General features: G+C 34.2%; 17 protein-coding genes and 5 tRNA genes. 14 read left to right on the top strand and 8 right to left on the bottom strand.

The features are described from left to right. Nucleotides 1-13 precede the first annotated feature (13 nt). Complete coding sequence (locus ACGH6Q_RS02885) at nt 14-487, bottom strand: hypothetical protein (protein WP_296317607.1); 474 nt, start codon at nt 485-487, stop codon at nt 14-16. Between the two features lie 196 nt (nt 488-683). Between ACGH6Q_RS02885 and ACGH6Q_RS02890 the strand changes: the two genes are divergently transcribed. Continuing rightward, nucleotides 684-2,402, top strand: coding sequence for a carbohydrate porin (locus ACGH6Q_RS02890; RefSeq protein ID WP_411591764.1), 1,719 nt, complete (start codon nt 684-686; stop codon nt 2,400-2,402). Between the two features lie 101 nt (nt 2,403-2,503). Here ACGH6Q_RS02890 and ACGH6Q_RS02895 read toward each other — a convergent pair whose 3' ends face one another. Continuing rightward, complete coding sequence (locus tag ACGH6Q_RS02895) at nt 2,504-3,511, bottom strand: substrate-binding domain-containing protein (RefSeq protein WP_411591765.1); 1,008 nt, start codon at nt 3,509-3,511, stop codon at nt 2,504-2,506. A 335-nt stretch (nt 3,512-3,846) separates the two neighbouring features. Next, entirely contained in the window at nt 3,847-5,964 is a 2,118-nt protein-coding gene (locus ACGH6Q_RS02900; RefSeq protein ID WP_411591768.1) for an alpha-galactosidase, read from the bottom strand. 231 nt (nt 5,965-6,195) lie between these two features. On the opposite strand from ACGH6Q_RS02900, the gene ACGH6Q_RS02905 reads away from it, so the two are divergent. The 7 genes from ACGH6Q_RS02905 (at nt 6,196) to ACGH6Q_RS02935 (ending at nt 8,583) form a co-directional block, all read left to right on the top strand. Next, nucleotides 6,196-6,810 (top strand): TIGR04211 family SH3 domain-containing protein, encoded by a 615-nt coding sequence (locus ACGH6Q_RS02905; protein ID WP_296300754.1) that lies wholly within the window; start codon nt 6,196-6,198, stop codon nt 6,808-6,810. Further along, nucleotides 6,811-7,908 carry a multifunctional CCA addition/repair protein gene (locus ACGH6Q_RS02910; protein ID WP_411591769.1) on the top strand — a complete coding sequence of 366 codons (1,098 nt, stop codon included), beginning with the start codon at nt 6,811-6,813 and terminating at the stop codon, nt 7,906-7,908. Between the two features lie 116 nt (nt 7,909-8,024). Then, nucleotides 8,025-8,101: transfer RNA gene (locus ACGH6Q_RS02915), tRNA-Met, on the top strand. Between the two features lie 37 nt (nt 8,102-8,138). Then, nucleotides 8,139-8,223: transfer RNA gene (locus tag ACGH6Q_RS02920), tRNA-Leu, on the top strand. A gap of 25 nt (nt 8,224-8,248) precedes the next feature. Beyond that, nucleotides 8,249-8,323: transfer RNA gene (locus ACGH6Q_RS02925), tRNA-Gln, on the top strand. 77 nt (nt 8,324-8,400) lie between these two features. After that, nucleotides 8,401-8,482, top strand: a tRNA-Leu gene (locus ACGH6Q_RS02930). A 26-nt stretch (nt 8,483-8,508) separates the two neighbouring features. Continuing rightward, nucleotides 8,509-8,583, top strand: a tRNA-Gln gene (locus ACGH6Q_RS02935). Between the two features lie 473 nt (nt 8,584-9,056). Here the strand turns inward: ACGH6Q_RS02935 and cydC are convergent. Genes cydC through trxB form a run of 3 tightly spaced genes read right to left on the bottom strand, consistent with a single transcriptional unit; the run spans nt 9,057 to nt 13,366 of the window. Further along, nucleotides 9,057-10,688 carry a heme ABC transporter ATP-binding protein/permease CydC gene (gene cydC, locus ACGH6Q_RS02940; protein WP_411591771.1) on the bottom strand — a complete coding sequence of 544 codons (1,632 nt, stop codon included), beginning with the start codon at nt 10,686-10,688 and terminating at the stop codon, nt 9,057-9,059. After that, nucleotides 10,682-12,397, bottom strand: coding sequence for a heme ABC transporter permease/ATP-binding protein CydD (cydD, locus tag ACGH6Q_RS02945; protein ID WP_411591774.1), 1,716 nt, complete (start codon nt 12,395-12,397; stop codon nt 10,682-10,684). The genes cydC and cydD overlap by 7 nt, the downstream gene beginning before the upstream one ends. Nucleotides 12,398-12,412: 15 nt before the next feature. Further along, nucleotides 12,413-13,366 carry a thioredoxin-disulfide reductase gene (gene trxB, locus ACGH6Q_RS02950; protein ID WP_085164663.1) on the bottom strand — a complete coding sequence of 318 codons (954 nt, stop codon included), beginning with the start codon at nt 13,364-13,366 and terminating at the stop codon, nt 12,413-12,415. 363 nt (nt 13,367-13,729) lie between these two features. Here trxB and ACGH6Q_RS02955 point away from each other — a divergent pair, with 363 nt between their 5' ends. After that, a complete protein-coding gene (locus ACGH6Q_RS02955) occupies nt 13,730-13,915 on the top strand; it encodes a hypothetical protein (protein ID WP_034909658.1) in 186 nt (61 codons plus the stop codon). A 64-nt stretch (nt 13,916-13,979) separates the two neighbouring features. On the opposite strand, the gene ACGH6Q_RS02960 is transcribed toward ACGH6Q_RS02955, so the two are convergent. Further along, complete coding sequence (locus ACGH6Q_RS02960) at nt 13,980-14,651, bottom strand: NAD(P)H-dependent oxidoreductase (protein WP_296300758.1); 672 nt, start codon at nt 14,649-14,651, stop codon at nt 13,980-13,982. Nucleotides 14,652-14,659: 8 nt separating this feature from the next. Then, complete coding sequence (locus tag ACGH6Q_RS02965; RefSeq protein WP_411591778.1) at nt 14,660-15,922, bottom strand: AmpG family muropeptide MFS transporter; 1,263 nt, start codon at nt 15,920-15,922, stop codon at nt 14,660-14,662. 282 nt (nt 15,923-16,204) lie between these two features. On the opposite strand from ACGH6Q_RS02965, the gene ACGH6Q_RS02970 reads away from it, so the two are divergent. From ACGH6Q_RS02970 to ACGH6Q_RS02990, 5 genes are all read left to right on the top strand, one after another. Then, nucleotides 16,205-17,194: a 2-hydroxyacid dehydrogenase gene (locus tag ACGH6Q_RS02970; RefSeq protein WP_065589583.1), complete on the top strand. Its 990-nt coding sequence runs from the start codon at nt 16,205-16,207 to the stop codon at nt 17,192-17,194. A gap of 55 nt (nt 17,195-17,249) precedes the next feature. Beyond that, nucleotides 17,250-18,323 carry a lytic murein transglycosylase B gene (mltB, locus tag ACGH6Q_RS02975; protein WP_065589563.1) on the top strand — a complete coding sequence of 358 codons (1,074 nt, stop codon included), beginning with the start codon at nt 17,250-17,252 and terminating at the stop codon, nt 18,321-18,323. A 575-nt stretch (nt 18,324-18,898) separates the two neighbouring features. Next, complete coding sequence (locus ACGH6Q_RS02980) at nt 18,899-19,318, top strand: OsmC family protein (RefSeq protein ID WP_411591781.1); 420 nt, start codon at nt 18,899-18,901, stop codon at nt 19,316-19,318. 111 nt (nt 19,319-19,429) lie between these two features. Beyond that, nucleotides 19,430-20,779: an APC family permease gene (locus ACGH6Q_RS02985; protein ID WP_411591784.1), complete on the top strand. Its 1,350-nt coding sequence runs from the start codon at nt 19,430-19,432 to the stop codon at nt 20,777-20,779. Between the two features lie 83 nt (nt 20,780-20,862). Further along, nucleotides 20,863-21,489, top strand: coding sequence for a LysE/ArgO family amino acid transporter (locus ACGH6Q_RS02990; protein WP_411591786.1), 627 nt, complete (start codon nt 20,863-20,865; stop codon nt 21,487-21,489). Nucleotides 21,490-21,514 lie beyond the last annotated feature (25 nt).

Here is a 21,514-nt window from a genome sequence, read left to right on the forward strand (position 1 = left end):
TTAGATGGCTTATTTAACATTTAAACATAAGCTGATAGCTATAGTGTTTATCTGTCAGTAAAAATTTATGATGTACATTTGGTGTCCAAGAATCATCTCCACCAATTCCCATATGATAAGCATCAATACTTATATAAGCGCATGACCTAGGTTCCAATAAATGACGATGAGTTTTTTCTATTAATTGCTCTGTCCCATATTGATTAACGTTAAATTTAAACTGATGTCCAGTTATGATCATCTCATTAAGTTGCAATCTTTTAACCTCGCAACGCAATCCATTTTCACATGGATAAATATAAGGTGTATAAAGTTCTGCAAAAGGTAACGACCAATCACCAAAAATAGCTGATGTTTTTCGATCAGGATAATTTTCATGAGGTCCTAAGCCAAGCCATTTTACTTTTTTAGGAATCTGTTTCATTTGATAACATAAACCGATTAATACTGTATATAAAATGATAATTTTTAATGTGATATCTATCACAATATTAGTGTTTAGTTTTTGAATAGTCGCTCTTATTGGTTATATTTAAACTACCTAATAAAAGGTATTGGATTGTTACCGATTTATAGCGGGCAAAACCTAAAGAATAGTTATGACTATTTTTTAGGTTTTTTTTTGTCTCAAATTTAAAAGATTTTTAAATATTTTTTAATAATAAGTTTAGGGGAGGGGAGAAATGAAATTTTCAAAAAAAATAGTATATAAAATCAAACCAAAACGAGTTGTTTTAATGACTATGCTAGGTTTGTGTTATTTACCCAATGCGATGGCAGCAACTCAAGATGAGCTAGAAGCAAGAATTGCGTTATTAGAGCAAAAGTTATTAGTTCTTAGTCAAGAGTCTAATGATTTGAAAAAGCAAGTGATTGATTCTAATAAGCAACTTGCTAAATTAAATAATAATCTTCAAAAACAACAAATTATTATAAATAATCAGAAAAAAGCGCTTAAAAATAGTCAAAATGTAGCAATTACAAAGCAACAGCCTCCAGTTAATCCTGTACAAGCAAATAATAATCAAATTTTACTAGTTAGTACACCAAAAACCGATACTATGCAAGACAGCAATCATCCAGAAAAGACTTCATTTACTTTAGCTGAATTTAAAGATTATATTAAAGAAGAAATAGGATTTTCTTATAATGGTTACTTCCGTGGTGGTTGGTCAACTTCAAGCAATGGTAAACCTAAAAATTATGCTGAAGGTGCATTAGGTCGATTTGGTAATGAATATGGTGGTTGGTATGATCTTATCTTTAAGCAAAAAGTCTATGATCAAGATGGAAGGCGAGTTGATGCAATTGTTATGATTGATGGAAACGTGGCAACAAATAAAGCTGCGGGTTTATTTAATACGCAAGATGACAATATTATGCAATTTTCAGATATATATTTAGAAACAAAAGGATTTGTGCCACGTTTCCCTGATGCGAAATTATGGGTGGGTAAACATTCTTTGCCTTACAATGAAATACAAATGCTTGATTGGAAAACACAAAAAACGCCAGCAGGTGGAGGTATTGGTATTGAAAATCTTAAAGTCGGTGTCGGTGCTCTTGATTTATCATTAGTTAGAGCAGATGTAAATGTGAAAAATAAAAAAGAAATAATTAGTACTGATGATAGTAAAGTAAATAAAATTGATCAATACAAAAAGGAAGAAGTTGATTTAAACGAACTAGAAATTCGCTATCGTGATATCCCATTATGGCAAAATGCAACGCTTGGTTTAAATGCTCGTTATTCAGCACCAAATAAATCTAAAATTCAAAATAGTATATCTGTTAAAAATGCTTGGCTTGGTAGCCTTGTTTTGCGTCAAAATGAATTTTTTGGCGGATTTAATCAGTTTACATTACAGACAGCAACCAATTCTGTTGCATCACAGTTGGCTAACATTAATACTAATAACCCAGAGTTTGCCAGTAATTCGGATAATGACTATATAGGTACACATACTGGTGGTAAAGCTTATCGTTTTGTATCGGAAGGTGAAGCTTATTTAAGCGATAATATCATTGTTGCCCATGCTTTGGCTTTAACTTCAGGAAATGATGTTTATTCTTATGATCTTAATCTTCCACATACCGATTTTACAAGTTTTAAATCAGCAATAAGACCAGCTTATATCTGGGATACTTATAATCAAAGCGGTGTTGAACTAGGTTACTTTCGTCAGAAAGACAAAGTTAAAAGTAAAACTTATATCGAAGAAGGATATAAAACAACACTTTACCATTCATTTAAAGTCGGAAAAAGTATTTTATCTTCACGACCTGATATTCGTTTTTATGTTTCTTATATAGAAGCACTACAAAATGATATTAGTAAATTTGATTTTAATGGTAAAGATCATCAAATTAGTTTTGGTGTACAAACAGAAGTTTGGTTCTAAGTGATATAAAATAAGACTTATCATCTGAACTATATTATAGATGTAAAATATATGGTTCAGATGAAAAATGGATACTTTGTTGATGTATAACTACTTTATTTTTAACTATTAATAAAAGCTACTGAATAACGCTTAGTTAAGGTTGGTATATAGACGTTAATCAAATTTGTTGGAATACTTTCTCCTTTTGCAAGCTTTAGTGCTAATTCAGCAGCTTGTTCAGCCATTGTCTGTAAAGGATAACGAATGGTAGTTAATTTAGGATGTAAATAACGTGATAAAACAAGATCATCAAAACCAATGATCGAAATATCGTTTGGAATTTTAATATCATTATCATAAAGCACAGACATTGCACCGGCGGCCATTGAATCGTTATAACAAGCAATTGCGGTGATATGGCAGTTACGCTCAAGTAATGACATCATTGCTTGTTCGCCACCTATTTCATTTGGTAAACCAATCGCAATCAGATTCTCATTAACATTAATACCATGTTCTAACAATGCGTCTTTATATCCTTGTAAACGATCAGATGAGTCAGAAATATTATGATTTGAACATAAATAACCAATTCTATTATGCCCATGTTGAATTAAATGTTTGACTGCAAGATAAGATCCGTAACGATCATCAAGAGCAATACAGCGTTTTTCAAATCCTTTTACAATACGATTAATTAAAACCATACCGGGTACTTGTTGCATCAATTTTTCTAGATCGCTATCAGAGAGCATTTTGGCATGTACAACTAACGACGAACAGCGATGCTCAATTAATTGAGTAATTGCATTATATTCTTGTTGCTCATTATGATATCCATTACCGATTAACAAAAAATGACCTGTTCGTGAGGCAACTTTTTCAACTGTACTAACCATGGCACCAAAAAATGGATCCGATACATCAGCTACAACAATACCAATAGTATTCGAATTTTGTTGTGATAAAGCGCGTGCATTAGCATCAGGATAGTAGTTTAATTTTTCCATAGCTTCTTTTACGATATCTCTAGTATTATCTCGAACGTTATTTGCGTTATTAATTACGCGAGATACGGTTGCAACTGAAACTTTTGCTAAACGCGCAACATCTTTTATTGTCGCCATAAAAAACCTTTTAATTACTATCCATAAAATATCGATAATTATAATATTTAATGCTTATCAATATAGAGTTCTGTAGATTAACAATAATATAAGACAAAAAGTACTGAAAGTGAAAGGGTTATCTTTTTTACTGTCTTGAAGTTAATTCATTTAGCAATACTCTTGATATATGACTGAATTAACTTATCATAATAAGGTAAAATAAAAACTTTGCCAATGAAATCATTGGCGAATTAAAAACTAGAATTGTTCATTAAAAATTAAATATTAAGGGGACATCGATTAGCAAATCCCCTGATAGTGGCTAACTAATTAATTTAAAAGTATTAATAACATTATTTAGTAGTTACTTTTATTAATATAGCTGTTGCTGGATCAAGTACTGGTAAAGGTAAACCGACATTCATTAACCAATCACCAGATAACGTTGTTGTGTCCTTCATCCATTGAGGTAATTCTTTCATAACATGACCATTTATTTTAGGATCGATATTATCAGGCATATCTAGCACTTCAATTTGGTATTGTTTATCGGCCAACAAGCCTGTCAATCGTAAATTACCGCTTAACGCGTAAGTTGGTAATGTTAGTTGAGCGATAATAAACACAGCTTCTTTTTGGTCTTGGCTAACAACACCATAACTTTGCATAGCTGGGTTATCATCAACATCTAATCTTACAGAGTTACCGCTATGTAACAAAGGACGGAGTTGTTTATGTAAATTAATATAATATGCAAAACCTTTCTGTTCTTGCTCAGATACTTTTACTGGATCAAGTTCAACTCCCATATGACCAAATAAAGCAGTTAGACCGCGTAAATTCATATGTAGCTCACGGAATGTAGTATGACATAATGCACCGCCAATATGAGCACCCATCACTTCAGGAGGGAAGAAATAACTCATTCCGCGTTGAATTATTTGTCTATCTAATGCATCGTTAGAATCTGAAGTCCAAAAACGTTGTGTACGCTTTAAAATCTCATAATCAATTCGACCTCCACCTGATGAACAAGATTCTATTTCAACGGTAGGGAATTTTTCTTGCAAAATATCAAGCAATCGGTAAAGCGCTTTAGTTTGACCAACAATAGCAGGATTACCTTCATGACCAGGTTGAACAATTTCACGATTCATATCCCATTTTATATAATCAACGTCATAACTACTGAGTAACCAAGTTAGTCTTTCAAGTAGATATTCAAAAACAGCTGGGTTTTGTAAATCCAGTAAATACTGATGGCGACCTTCTGGTTGTTGATAACCAGGTAGTTCAAGTAACCAATCTGGATGGGCACGATAAAGATCTGAGTTTTTATTAATCATTTCTGGCTCAACCCAAATACCAAACTCCATACCAAGATCTTTAACATGTTTAATAACTGGTTCTAAACCATTGGGATATTTTCGCTCATCTAAATACCAATCACCTAATCCTTGGTAATCATCATCACGTTTACCAAACCAACCGTCATCAATGATAAAGCGTTCAACACCAATTTGAGCCGCCTTAGTCGCCATTTTCATAATGTAATCAGGGTTATGGTCAAAAAAGATACCTTCCCATGTATTAAGATGAACAGGACGAGCTTTATTTTTGGCGAATTTAATAATATTACTGCGTAGAAACTGGTGGAAATGTTGACTCATTTTATTTAAGCCTTCATCGCTATAGGTAGCATATAACCAAGGCGTACTTAAAGATTCACCTTTAGCTAGTGATATTTCTCCTGCATAATACAGAGCTTCAGCTTGAATAAAACGTTTACCGTTACTTTTAACTGCAACTTGAATGCGATGATTACCACTCCATCCCAAGTGGATCCCCCAAACTTCGCCAGTTTGTTCTTTAAAACCTTCGGTACCAACCATCATCCCAGGGAAATATTCGTGTGATGTTCGTCCTCGTCGATTTTCTTGTAAATAACCACAATGTGATATTTTAGTTCGATGAGGGAAAAATTCTTTAATCCAACGACCACTAAAAGCCATTAATTCTTGTGCCCGTTCAGGAATAGGTAACGTAATAGAAAAACGATTAACTTGATATGGTTCATCACCTAAATTGGTTAAAGTATTTTGACACTGCAATACACCACTTTTATCTAAAATAAAAAAACTGGTTAAACGAAGTTTAGCAATGTTATCTTCACTAATAATGGTAATGCTATTGTCAGTTTTATTAACTTCTTTAGTTGTAAAAACGGGAGACCAATCTTTACTATTTCGGTGTCCTTCAAGTCCTGGTGTACTAAAATTACCTAAACCTTCCTCTGGACATAGAGTAAATGGAACGTTGACATCTATACGGGAATTTGGTACAGCAGGGTAAAGCATGTCAATCATTTCAGGTTGAAAGTTTTGTAATCGTTTACCAAAATAACACAATTCGGCATACGGTTCAGTGCGAAAAAGGATATCTATATTGTTGTTGCTAAGACGATAATTCATAATGGCTCCAAATTTGTAATATTTCACTTATATAAAATAATAGCTATTTATATAAAATAATATTTTTAATTTCATATTTTGTGATTAAGATCTCATTAAAAATGTAAACGATTTCATTATTGAAGATCATATTTATTTTAGTTTTTAAAACTATTTATTATAAAATGAATATGCGACTTGCTATTATTTTATGTTATCATGAAACTATTTATAGATGCTTATTGGAAATATATGAAAAAACAGAATATTATTGCACTACTTTCGTTTTTTGCGATTTCTTTTAATGGTTACGCTATAGACAAATATGTGACTGATAATGTCGATATTTATTTGCGTAGAGGTCCTGGTTCGCAATATGCGTTTTCTAATGCAGTTAAAGCTGGAGCAAAAGTTGTTGAGCTTGAAAAAAGCGCAGATGGCAAATTTACTCGCATTCAACTTAATAATGGTAGCACCGCTTGGATTGAAACAAGCAAACTAAATGAACAACCTAGTTATAAAGAACGCTTTCCAGCGCTAGAAGCAAAACTAGCAGAATATCAAGATAAAGTTGATAATGCTGAGGCAAATCAACAAAAATTGTTAAGTGACTATATCCAAAAGTTGCAGACGGCTGAAAAATCTATAGAAACACTTCAAAATAAAAATGAAGCACTAGAACAACAAGTTAAGGAGCAAAATTCACGAATTGAATCAATGCTAAATCAAGTTGATGATAAACGCCGTGACCTTATTGTAACTTGGTTTACCTATGGTGGTCTTGTTGCTGGAGGCGGTCTTATTTTAGGGCTTATATTACCAAGAATTATACCAAGTCGACGCAAAAAAGATCGTTGGATGAGATAGATGAGTAAAATCTATCTTGTAGGAGGGAGTGTGCGCGATAAATTGTTGCACCAACCTGTTGCTGATCATGACTGGGTTGTTGTTGGCGCTACGCCAGACGAGCTTTTAGCATTAGGTTATCAACAAGTCGGTAAAGACTTTCCAGTTTTTTTACACCCTCATACGAAAGAAGAATATGCGTTGGCTCGCACTGAGCGTAAATCCGGTAGAGGTTATACTGGATTTATCTGTGATTTTGGTAAAGAGATTACATTAGAACAAGATCTGATTCGCCGTGATTTAACCATTAACGCCATTGCAATGGACGAAGATGGCAATATAATTGATCCATATCATGGCGTTGATGACATCAAACATAAAATCTTACGCCATGTATCGCCAGCCTTCCGAGAAGATCCTCTACGTATTTTGCGCGTAGCTCGTTTTGCAGCTCGTTTTCATCAATTCGGTTTTACTGTAGCTCCTCAAACTCTAGATCTAATGAAACAAATGGTATTAGCCGGTGAGGTTAGTTACTTAACACCAGAACGTGTGTGGAAAGAAACTGAAAAAGCATTGTTGACATCAAATCCACAGATCTATTTTCAAGTACTAGAACAATGTGGAGCGCTTCCATTATTATTTTCATCATTAGACTTAACAGACAATATTAGTGATGCACTAAAAAAATCTGCTATATTAACTGATGATTTAACAATCCGTTTTGCTGTACTGTGTGCACAGTTATCTAATAAATTAGCGGTCGAAGCATTATGTGCAAAAATTAAAGTACCTAACAACTATATTAAAGTTGCCGTCATGGTTCAGCAGAATCGAAATAATCTTGAACAAGTGCAAACCCTGACAGCTGAACAAATTATTTCTTTGCTAAATAGCATTGATGTATGGCGCAACCCTTCGCACCTTGAACAATTAATTATTGCAAGCCAAGCTTTTACTAAAACAACATCGTTTTCACAAGCAAATTATATAAAAGAAGCTTATAAAATTGCTAATGACGTTAATGTGCAGCAAATTATTTCTGAAGGTTATACAGGAAAACAAATCCATTTTGAGTTACAAAAAAGGCGAATCGAAGCGTTATTAAACTGGATTTGATTGTATCTTAATCAATCGTCATTTTTTTTCAAAATATCTTAAAAAAATAGTTGACGATTTGGCGTAACCCTAGCATAATGCGCCTCGCAGTGTTGGTTACGACGTTGCGAATGAATGGCTACGTAGCTCAGCTGGTTAGAGCACATCACTCATAATGATGGGGTCACAGGTTCGAATCCCGTCGTAGCCACCATTAGGATTAGGTAGTACTTTTACCGAAAGTGTTCAGTGCGGGTGTGGCGAAATTGGTAGACGCACCAGATTTAGGTTCTGGCGCCGCAAGGCGTGTGAGTTCAAGTCTCTCCACCCGCACCATTTAATCTTAATATCTATCCTTTATTGGGGTATAGCCAAGCGGTAAGGCAGCGGGTTTTGATCCCGCCACGCCCAGGTTCGAATCCTGGTACCCCAGCCATTCCAATATGCATAACTTTGGTATTTCATTCTTGATTTATATCAATGTTTGATGTGTTAATTATTCACTATTTTCATGTGAGCATAATGGAATTGGTAGATGTGCTAGATTCAAGGTCTAGCTTGGAAATATGTGCGAGTTCAAATCTCACTGCTCGTATCAAAAGTGATTTTCACTTTCTATAGTGGGGTATAGCCAAGCGGTAAGGCAGCGGGTTTTGATCCCGCCACGCCCAGGTTCGAATCCTGGTACCCCAGCCAATAAAATAAAACAATTAATTATGATTTAAAACTATTTGAAGATATCCCTTGTTATTAGCTTGATGGCGGTAGAATAGTAGTTCATCTTATAAATAGTTCAGCTCTGTGTTTTCCTACTTGTAATGAGTACTAAAGTAGATTTAAACAAGAAAAATTGAGCTATTTACTATATTGAAATACTATTTTTTAAGTCAATTTAAATAGCTAGATTTAAAAAGGAAAAATTTTGATTGTCTTTTTAATAGATTACTCGAATTTTGGGAAGGTTTCGTGTAACTACTTTAAATATCATAACTTAACCCCAAAAAGAGACCACATTCAAACCACTTTCTTATAACTATCTAATTTAAAAACAAATAAAATCAATAGTCTATCTGAACGTTTTTATAAGCAAAACTTTCGAATTTTTACAATTACGGAAAGCTAATATTGCCCTTTATCAGCAATGAATGACATATAAATTAAACCATTAATCAAAGTGAAATAATTCGATCAAACAGCGGATTATCAGTCAAACGATGCGTAACCATGATTAGTGTTTTGCCTTTACATGTCTGCTTTATCAATTGGATAATTTGTTGTTCTGTTCGTTGATCAAGGCTTTCTGTTGGTTCGTCCATTAAAATTAAAGGGGAATTATGCAGTAATGCTCTTGCAATGCCTATACGACGAATTTCACCGCCAGATAAAGTACGTCCACCTTGTCCAATTAGCATATTTAAACCTTGTTCTGTAGTTAGTAATTTGTCCAATTCAACTTGATGTAGAACCTCAATAAGCTGTTGATCAGTTGCATTAGGATTACCAATGAGTAAATTTTGCCGTAAAGTCTCACTAAAAATAGTAATAACTTGCGGAACCATTGCAATGGCTTGTCGCAAAGTTTTTTCATCCAGTTGATTTATTGGGGTATCATTAAAATAAATATTGCCGGAGCTTACCTCCCAAGTCCGATTTACTAGGCTTAATAAAGTTGATTTACCACAACCTGTTTTACCAATTATTCCAATATGTTCACCTTGTTCAACCGTTAAGGAAAAATCAGTTAATATCGCAAAAGGTTGATTTGGGTAGCTGAAATTAATTTGTTCAAATTTTAATTTTGCTGTAGTTAAATCTATTGCTTTACCTTTAGAAACAAATTGAATGTCGGGCGTTTGATTAAAAATAGCCGTTGTGCGTGTGGCAGAAGTAAGTACTTGCCCTAAAAAAATAAATGCGCCAGGAATTGGCATGAGTATTTCAGCACTTGCAAGACTAACAAATACAAATAGTGCCACTAAAGGGGATAGGGTGTATTGGGTAATTAGCCACAGAACAAGCAACGTTAAAAAACCAGCAATCAGCACAATCAATGCGCTTGATAGTGCCATTAATGTTGATTGACGTTGCTGGTTATAAAGCCAGTTTGATTCAAGCTCATCAAGTTTAGCACGATAGCGTGGTTGTGCATTAAATAGGATAAGTTCAGCTTGTCCTTGTAGATAATTAATTAATAATAAACGATATTCACTTTGTTGTTTAGCTAGTGTTTTGCCGAGTTGTTTTCCTGCTTGATAAAAAATGACCGGAACCACAAGTAAGGTGGCTGTAAGGATAATAGTAATAATTAACGCAATAGGTAAGTTTATATTTGCTAACCCAACAAACAAAACAACAATGGTAACAAGTGCGGTTACAATAGGTGAAAAAAGTTTTAGGTATAAGTGATCAAGTGCGTCAATATCGACAATAAAGCGATTAAGCAAGTCAGCCCGTTGGTAGTGGGCTAATTGATTGGCACTTAAGGGCAAAATCTTACGAAAAGCTAACGTTCTTAAATAAGCTAAGATTTTAAATGTAGTATTATGATCAACTAAACGCTCCATATAGCGAGCGGCGGTTCGAATAATTGCCGCAGCACGAACACCAGCAGCAGGCAACATATAATTGAAAGTATACAAACCTGCAACGCCAACAAAAGCGGTAGAAGCCAAAAACCACCCTGATAATGACAGCAAAAATACGCTGGCAAATAGGGTAAGAATTGACAAAAATAATCCCAATAAAATTTGCCCAAAATAGTGTTTATATAGTGCGATATAAGGGCGTAATATAGCTAGCATAAATACCCCTTGATATCACAGTGTAGCTTACCATTAGCCAATTGCCAGATTTGTTTAAAATCTTCCATGTTATCTGTTTGATGAGTAATTGTAATGCTATTCGGGGCAATGTGCTGCTGTTCCAAATTTTGGATGGTTTGTTTATCTAAACTAGCAGTTGGTTCATCGAGAATCAATAATTGACAGGGTTTTAGCATTGCTCTGGCTAAGGCGATCCGCTGTGCTTGTCCAACTGATAAACGTACCGCATCTTCGCCAACTTGGGTTTTAATGCCTTGTGGTAATTTAGCAATAACTTCGGTCAATAGGGTTTTGGCTATCACGTTATCCAGTTCATGGTTGGTTGCATTTTGTTTACCCAATAAAATATTTTCACGGATAGTACCATTAATCAAGTAAGGATTTTGACCAATCCAGCTTACTTGCAGTTGCCAATCATTAATATCTAATTGATTAAATTCAATACCATTAATCTTTAGTGAGCCTTGATAAGGTAAAAAACCGAGTAGTACTTGCATTAACGAAGTTTTTCCCTCGCCGCTAGTTCCTATTAGAGCTAATTTAAATGGTGCTTGCAAACTAAACGATAATGGACCAACGATAGGTTGTTGTTCGTTAGATAATACAATTAAATTATCTGCTTCAATTGTTTTTAATGGTTCAGTCAATTTTATGTTTGTTATATTATCATTGACTTGTTTTGGTGCGATTTTTTTACTTAAAAAACTTTCGATATTATCTGCTGCTGCGATTGCTTCAGCTTTGGCATGATAGTAAGTGCCCAAATCACGTAAAGGTTGAAAGTATTCAGGGGCTAACACTAGCGCAAAAAAACCAGCAAATAAAGTAACAGTTCCATTATATGCACCAAAATCGAATTCGCCTAAATACGAAAATCCAAAATAAACCGCCACAATGGCGATTGAAATAGAAGTAAAAAACTCCAATACGGCTGAAGATAAAAAGGCTATTTTGAGCACTTGCATAGTTTTAATACGAAAATCTTCAGAGGCAATGGCTATTTCGTTAGTTTGTTTTTCGCCTTGGTTGAATAATCGAATGGTATTGAGTCCTTTTAAGCGATCTAAAAAATGACCGCTTAAATATGCGAGCGCTTTAAAATGACGACGATTAATATCAGCGGCTCCCATTCCCACTAAAATCATAAAAATAGGAATCAGGGGGGCGGTGCAAAGCAAAATTGTAGCAGCAGCCCAGTTAAATGGGAAGATAGCAATACAGATTAAAATCGGTGCCATGCCTGCCAATCGCATTTGAGGAAGATAACGGGCAAAAAAGTCATGCAATTTATCAACTTGTTCAATAAGCAACGTACTCCATGCGCCGATCGTGCTTTGATTTAAATAAGCAGGCCCATGCAACTCAAGTTGATCAATTAATTGCTGTCGAATTTGCTGACGAACTTTTTTGCCTATGGCAAAGTTGATCTTTTCGCGTAGATAAATTAAGCCTGCTCGACCAAGTAACACTGCAATTAGTGCGCCAAAAAAAGGCAGAATATCCACAAAATAGTGTTGTTCAATAATAATTTTTTGCAAAATTACAGCGAGTAATGCAGATTGAATAATAACTAATATAGTTAAAACCAAGCCGGTTAAAATTGAAGCACGCAAATTAGTTTTATGCATTTTTGCTTGCTGTTTTAACCAGCCAAGTAGATAGGTCTGGCGTTTTTTATCTAATGACATAAAGATCTTTACTGCTTATTTTAAATTATCCAAATAATGTTCTGCATCTAAAGCAGCCATACAGCCTGTACCTGCTGAAGTGATTGCTTGACGATAGACATGATCCATTACATCACCAGCAGCAAAAATCCCTTCGACACTGGTTTGAGTAGCGTTGCCTTGCGTGCCTGATTGTACTTTGATATAACCGCCATTTAGTTCAAGTTGACCTTCAAATATAGCGGTGTTTGGTTTGTGGCCAATAGCGATAAACACGCCTAAAACCGATAACTCTTCGGTAATATTAGGATCTTGTGAGCTACGGATTCTAACTCCAGTTACTCCCATGTTATCCCCTAAAATTTCATCAACTACACGATGAGTATGTAAGATAACTTTGCCTTCTTTAATTTTTTGATCTAAACGATCCATTAAGATTTTTTCTGCTCTAAAGGTATCTCGACGGTGAATTAAATGTACTTCACTTGCGATATTGGCTAAATAAAGCGTTTCTTCAACCGCGGTATTGCCACCACCCACTACAGCAACTTTTTGGTTGCGATAGAAAAATCCATCACAGGTAGCACAAGCCGACACACCTTTACTTTTGAATGCTTCTTCTGACGGTAAACCAAGGTATTGCGCTGATGCGCCAGTTGCAATAATAAGCGCATCACAACTGTATTGCGTTTCGCTACCATAAAGCTTAAATGGCTTTGTGCTAAAATCAACGCGATCAATTTGATCTAAAATAATTTCAGTATTAAATCTTTCTGCATGTTCTTTCATCTTAAGCATTAATTCTGGTCCTGTTAAATCAGGAGCACCGGCTGGCCAGTTTTCAAGATCGGTTGTGGTAGTTAGTTGCCCACCTTCTTGCATTCCTGTAATTAACACGGGGGAAAGGTTAGCTCGTGCGGCATAAACAGCAGCAGTGTAACCGGCAGGACCAGAGCCAAGTATTAATAAACGAGCATGTTTGGTTTTCATTTTAAATCCTTACTTATTTTAAAATTTTGACAATTTTAGGCAAAATTAACGCAATTTATTGCCAATAAGTCTAACATTATCAATCGTTATAATGTAAAAGAATTGTTTATTATAGCAATAGGTAATCATAATAGGCTTTTTTGTATTGCGCCAATTTTTATTAAACTAAAAGTTTATCTTTTTATTTTCAATTATTTTAAATACATTTATTCTTTATTTAAACTACATTAATTTTTGTTTTTGCTTTTACTGTTTAGAATATGCGATTTTCTTATTCTTATATCCGTTATCTCAAATTTTTTATTATTTAATAAGATATTTTTGATTATTGGTTTAGTTAACATCCTAACAGTAGGAGAGAAGATGAGTAATCCTTCAAAAGAAAGTGTCGAAGCTGTACTTACAAAAATTAATTGGGCTCAAGAGATTTTAAATTCAGTACAACAAAATATTACAGATCCTCAGATTGGTAATATTTTATCTGGAATTGCCTTTATTATGGATTCAGCTTCATCTGAAGCCGAAGCGCTTTATCAATCAATTGAATAATAATAAGTTATCTATTTTTATTAACACCTTCAATTACCTTTTTGTGATTGAAGGTGCCTATTGGTTAATTCGTTTCGCTGTTATCAGTTAGATATGTAGTTAAGTCTGAAAGTGGCCAACGAATATGCGCTGTTGGTTCATTAATTCGATAACCAAAAGCTAAGCAAAGTCCTATCCCGAATGAGTCGCCACCAAATTGTGGAATATATTTTTCTAGAATCTTGATGACTTTATCATGATCGAATCCACCAATAGCACATGAATCAATACCACGAAATGCCGCTGCAGTCATCATATTGGCACTAGCGATATAGTCTTGCATTTCTGACCAGTGGTTGATGGTTAAACCGTCGGCTAAGCCTTGTTCGCAAAAATTGATAAATCCTTGACAGGCAATATCAATATCGGTTTGATTATTGGGATCAGGTAAGGTGCGTGCAATTGTTTGTCGTAAATAATCGCTCTGTAACGTAAAATTATTGGCTTTGCGGTAAAGTACAATGACAAAATGTGAACAGCTGGTAACTTGTTCTTGGTTATAGCAAACATTACGTAATTCAACTTTTATCTTGTGACTATCAACAACCACAAAATGCCATGGCTCCATGCCAAATGATGAAGGAGATTGACGACCCGCTTCTAAAATATATTTAATATCATCATCACTAATTTTTTTGGTATTATCAAATTTTTTACATGCATGTCTAAAGTCGAATGCTTGGGTTAGTTTGTCCATATTTTCTCCTAAGATTGGCTATTCCACGGGGCAACTTTTAACAATAATAACATACCGGGAAAGGCAAGAATAAAACATAACCAAAAAAAGTTTGTCCATCCTAAGTGTTCAACCATAAAACCGGTAGATGCATTAATTAGAGTTCTTGGCACTGAAGCAATGCTGGTAAATAAAGCAAATTGTGTAGCGGTATAAAGTGGATTAGTTGTTTTAGCAATAAACGCTACAAAAGCAGCCGAACCAAGACCGACACCAAGTGATTCAATCCCTATCACTATGGCTAATAACGTTTTTTGAAATATTCCTATTGTAGTAAAAGGTCCTTCTATCGAAAGCCAAATAAATCCTAAAATTGATATAACTTGGACAACACCAAAAGACCATAATGCTCGGTTTATACCTATTTTGATCATCAAAATGCCACCCATTAATGCTCCAAACACACTTGGCCATAAAGAAGCATTTTTGGCAATCCAACCAATGTCGGGGCGACTATAGCCCATTTGTAAGTAGAAAGGCGTGGCTAAGGATGTAGCCATGCTATCGCCTAATTTATATAAAAAGATAAATGTTAAAATCCATATGGCTGTTTTAAGTCCATTTCGAGTAATAAATTCACTAAATGGCTTAATGATGATATCTTCAAAAGTATGATTTTGGGGCGATTGGTTAATTGGTTCTTTTACTAGTAACGTCATAATGATAGCAGGCAGCATAAATAATGCAGTGATGATAAAAACACTATTCCAAGGCAAGGTATTTGATAATATTAGTGATAATGAACCTGGCACTAAACCTGCAATGCGATAAGCATTGGTATGAATACTATTACCAAGTCCTAATTCTTTATCAAGCAATAACTCTCGTCTAAAGGCATCAAGAGCAATATCTTGTGTAGCTGAAAATAGTGCAATAATAAAGCAAATGGTTGCTATTAACCAAATATTCAATGAAGGTGAAAAAAATCCTAATATTGCGATAGAAAATATAAGTATTATTTGGGACCCAAGCATCCAACCACGTCGTCTCCCTAAATTAAAGAGCGAAATGTTATCCATCAATGGTGACCAGATAAATTTAAAAATATAGGGAATTTGCGTTAATGAAAAGGCTCCAATTGTTTTGATATTAATACCATCACTTTCTAACCATGCAGGTAACAGTTGTAATAATAAATAAAAAGGAAGACCAGAAGCAAAACCTGTAAAAATGCAGATTAGCATCTTGGTCGTAAAAATGGTTTTTAAAAGTGAATTCTGCGAGCTATTCATTATTTAACTTTATTGTTAGTTTTTGGCAAAGTGTTATCATAGCACACAACATATAAAAAATAATTCAGCAAGCCAAGATTGACCGTTTTATCCAAAGTCATGTTTTCAATATAAGAAAGTTATGCGCAATGACTTTTTGAAAGTTAGAGATTCATTATTTTAGCTATTTTTTGTTAAAAAGTTTCAGGTAACTATGTGTTTCAGTATAAAATTAATGTCAATAATTAATTAAGAGATTAACAAACTACCATTTAAAAGGGGTGTAGTAATATGAAAAGTTCAATTAAAGTGGCTGTTTTTAGTAGTAAACATTATGATAAAGAACATTTAGAAATCGCTAATAAAAAATATGGCTTTGATATCGAATATTATGAACATAAACTTAGCTGTAAAACAGTGGTTACCGCCCAAGGTTATGACGCAGTTTGTGCATTTGTTAATGACGAAGTAGATAGAAAAGTACTAAAAAAATTAGCAAGTTATGGCATTAAGATTTTAGCGCTTCGTTGCGCTGGGTTTGATAATGTTGATTTAACTGAAGCTGAAAAGTTAGGTATCACGGTGGTTCGTGTGCCAGCTTATTCACCAGAAGCAGTTGCAGAACATGCAGTGGCTTTAATGATGACGTTAAATAGAAGAACGCATAAAGCCTATCAGCGTACTCGTGATGCTAACTTTTCGTTAGATGGATTAACTGGATTTAATATGCACAATCGTACTGCTGGTGTTATTGGTACGGGCAAAATTGGTCAAGCGATTATCCGCATTTTGAAAGGTTTTGGTATGCATATTCTTGCCTATGATCCTTATCCTAATGATGTTGCAGTTGAATTAGGAGCGCAATATGTTGAGTTAGATGAGTTATATGCAAAATCTGATGTGATTACGTTACATTGCCCTATGACCCCTGAAAATTATCATTTATTGAATAAAGATTCTTTCCAAAAAATGAAAGACGGCGTGATGATTATCAATACAAGTCGTGGCGCATTACTTGATGCAACCGCAGCTATTGATGCATTAAAGAAAACAAAAATTGGTGCTTTAGGCATGGATGTTTATGAAAACGAACGTGATCTCTTTTTTGAAGACAAATCTAATGATGTTATTTTAGATGATGTGTTCCGTCGTTTATCTTCCTGCCATAATGTTATTTTTACGGGGCACCAAGCCTTTTTAACACAAGAAGCATTGTTAAATATTTCTGATACGACGTTAAACAATATTAAACAAGTTTCGGCAGGAGAATCATGCCCAAATATTGTTAAATAACAATAAATATTTTATGATGTTGTCGATTTTTAATTACTTAAAATATGGATTTTTTATGCAGCGTATTGCCATTTTTATTAGTACAATTTTATTGCTTGTAGCTTGTAGTAGTAATAAATCTTCAACATCTCCCATGAAAGAACACCGTGGACATGCAAATGTTAAAGGCGGTGTCTATCTCGAAAAAGAGCACAATCAATCTAAAACCGCTAGTGCGTCACTAGACATAGATAAAGAAAAATTTATTGATAGAATGGTTAGTAAGCATGGTTTTAATCGTCAACAACTCCGTAATGTGCTTGCTCAAGCTAATAAGCTCGATTGGGTAATTAATTTAATGGATAAACAAGCACCAAAAGCAACCTCGCCAACGGCACCAAATGGTGCTTGGATTCGATATAAAAATAAATTTATTACACCAAGTAACCTTCCTCGTGGTGTTGAATTTTGGAATCAATACCAAAAAGAATTACAGCGTGCTTATAATGAATATGGTGTGCCACCCGAAATTATTGTTGGCATTATTGGCGTCGAAACAGGTTGGGGTAGAGTGATGGGAAAAACTAAAATCATTGATGCCTTGTCAACTCTTGCCTTTTACTATCCAAGACGTGCGAAATATTTTTCTGACGAATTAGAAGATTTTTTAGTTATGTGCCGAGATGAGGGGGTTGATCCCTTTGATTTGAGTGGATCATTTGCTGGTGCTATGGGATATGGTCAATTTATGCCATCAGCATTTAGACGTCACGCTGTTGATTTTAATCATGATGGGCATATTGATTTATGGGATCCTGTTGATGCTATTGGTAGTGTGGCAAGCTATTTTAAATCATACGGTTGGCAACGTGGTAAAAAAGTGGCTGTAATGGCTGATGGCCAAGCACTATCACTTGATACTGGTTTTAGTACTAAATACTCCATTGAAACATTAGCAAAAGCAGGGTTAAAACCACAAAGCTCATTAGAAGGACATACGCAGGTAAGTTTATTGCGTCTTGATATGGGCGATCGTTACCAATACTGGTATGGATTACCAAACTTTTATACTATCACCCGTTATAACCACAGCACTCATTATGCAATGGCCGTTTGGCAATTAGGACTTGCAGTTAAAGAAGCAAGATAGTCATTTAATGGTATTGCATCAAAACTGATAAGGTCGCTTTTGCGGCCTTTTTATTTATTAATGATGTTTAAAAAATGATTAATTTCGTTGCAAGCAATAATAAAATATACCAAAGAATTTAATTAATTTTTTAATCGATAATTTTTGTGCAAGTTGTGCACCTACTTTAGCCATCGAGATGCTTGCCAGCATAATAACTAATACGTCACCACCAAAATACTAGCTAATAATCTAGCCAAGGATCTTATCAAAAGGAAGATAATAAACTTAAAAATCATATTCAATCCTTAGAGTAGGGTAACCCAATCTATATAATTATTTGTTAAGCAAAAATTAAAATGAAAACATTGATTTTAATTACATATTGCTAATATTTTATTGCAAATAATACAGTGATTTTACCTGAATAATTTAAAAGATCTTAATGATTCTCTTAGTAAAAAGTTCACTAACATTGTCATATTTGATCAATAAAGTAATAATCAAAATGATGACAGCGTGGTTAAAAACGATTATGTTATTTAATAAATTTGTAACTAATAAGAAGGTTAAAGATAAATTTAAAGGAGATAATTATGAAAGATCGTTTAAAGTGGATTGATGAATTTGGTTTTTTAGGTGAAACTGCAAGTGGGCATTCGCTAGTGATGGATGGCGGTATTGAACATGGCGGGCGTAATCGTGGAGCTCGCCCTATGGAGCTTTTGTTGCATGGTGCAGCTGGTTGTATGGCTTATGATATTATTGCAATTTTAAAAAATAAAAAAAAAGATGTTCGTGATCTTTGGATAGATATTGATAAAACTCAAGCAGAATCCTCCCCTAAAGTGTATACGTCAATTAATTTTCATATTGTCATTACGGGTATTAATATCGATAACGAAGCAGTTGAAACGGCAATAAAACTTGCGTCAGAAAAATATTGCAGTGCCTCTATCATGCTTGGTAAAACAGCGAAAATGTCTTATACCTATGAGGTTAAAGAATATCACTAAAGTATGTTCTTATAACAAATAATTATAACCTAATAACAAGCTGATCTTAGCACGTTGCGGATTAATCATTTAATATTTCATCATTACTGATAATTGCGCTAGAGAATGATTATGCAACAGTTAAATAAAAATATGCGATTCCGGGATTTGGTTATTCTGGGATTGCTTTTTATTGGTCCAGCAGCACCTGTAGGATTATTTGGTGTTTTAGATGCGATAAGTGATGGTGCAGTTGCTTTGGTTTATATCATAGCAACTTTTGTAATGGCATTTACCGCGCTTTCTTATGCCAGAATGGCAAACGCTTTACCGCATGCGGGAGCTGTTTATGCTTATTGTTCTATTGGCATTCATCCTAGTGCTGGATTCTTAGTAGGCTGGTTGTTGTTACTTGATTATATGTTTATCCCTGCGGTTGCGTACTTATTTAGCGGTATATCGTTCAATGCATTGATTCCCGAAGTACCAATATGGGTATGGACATGTTTAGCTGTTATATTAACTACTACGCTGAATTTAGTTGGGGTTAGAAAATCGACTAAAATTACGTTAATCATCTTGATATTTGAAATTATTATATTACTTGCTGTGTTATCTGTTGGTATTTGGATAATAGCCACTAATGGTAGTAACAGAGATTGGTTACAACCTTTTATTGGTGGTGATTTATTCAGTTGGAGTAATCTATTTAATGCAGTGTCTATTGCTGTACTATCTTATTTGGGATTTGACGCTATTGCTACTTTTTCAGAAGAAAATGGCGGACCTCATAATTTAGTTAGTAAAGCGATTATATGTTGTTTAATTTTAGCTGGGTGTTTATTTGTGCTACAAATTTATGTCGGTAGCTTACTTAACCCTTATAACCCTGAATATTTGCGTAGTCATCCAGAACTACAAGGTAAAGTTTACTATCATATTGTTAATCAAGAAATTAATCTGTGGTTAGGGTGGGCACTAGGTTTAATGAAAGCTATTGGTGCATCATTTGCAGCAATGGTTGGACAAGCCGCAGCAAGTCGTCTTTTATTCAGTATGGGGCGTGACAAACGTTTACCTTCATTTTTTGCAAAAGTAGGAAAAAAAAGTGGTGTACCGACAATGGCTATTATATTTGCAGCGCTATTTAATTTATGTTTAGTTGTTATTGCTGCTAATAATGCTAAAGGGTTGCCAACTTTAGTTTCATTTGTTGATATTGGAGCATTAACTGCATTTATCATGTTACATTTATCTGTAATTGGCTATTTTAAGTTTAAAAAAGGCTCAAAAGGATGGTTTTCGTGGTTTCTAGACGTCTTTATGCCTATTATAGGTATTGTAGTGCTATTACCTGTATTATTACATATTGATAACGATGCAAAAATGGTCGGTATTATTTGGTTAGCTATTGGAATGATCATTCTCTATTTAAACAAAAATAAAACCAAACTATTGTGGTTAGAGAAAAATAACAAATAACAAATTCAATACGTTTGTTATAAACTTATAGCATTTAGATTATATAATAAATTTTCTTATCTTTATTCTGGTGTTATAACTAAATGCTATTAGAAATATTACGTGGTGCTTTCATTTCGGCTAGTCTAATTATTGCTATTGGTGCTCAAAATTTATTTGTACTCAAGCAAGGATTATTAAAAAATCATATCTTTTATGTGTCGGCAATTTGTTTTATTTGTGATTTTGCTTTAATGTCAATAGGGATTTTTGGGGTAGGTACTTTTATTCGTAGCAATTCTTTAATTACTAATATTTTAGCAATCTCTGGGGCGATTTTTTTAATTTGGTATGGTTTTTGTGCGTTTAAAAGTGCAATTAAAGGCACAAGTAGCATACAAATAGAATCTCAATCTCTTAACAATAACAACTTATTAGAAGTTGTACTGGCAACTTTGGCTGTTACTTTACTCAATCCTCATGTCTATTTGGATACTGTTGTTATTGTGGGTGGAATTGCTGGCACGTTAACTAATGAACAAAAATTTGCATTTTTGGTTGGTGCCGTCAGTGTTTCATTCATATGGTTTTTTAGTCTTGGTTACGGAGCAAAATTACTCATACCGCTATTTAGAAAGAAAAGAATGTGGGTAATATTGGACTGTATAGTTGGTGCTGTAATGTTCTATATTGCCTATTGTTTAGTTATGTATGTATTTGATGTGCATTAAGCACATACATAACCAAAACGTTGAG

It is taken from the genome of Gilliamella sp. BG2, assembly GCF_046635645.1.
GTDB lineage: Bacteria > Pseudomonadota > Gammaproteobacteria > Enterobacterales > Orbaceae > Gilliamella > Gilliamella bombi.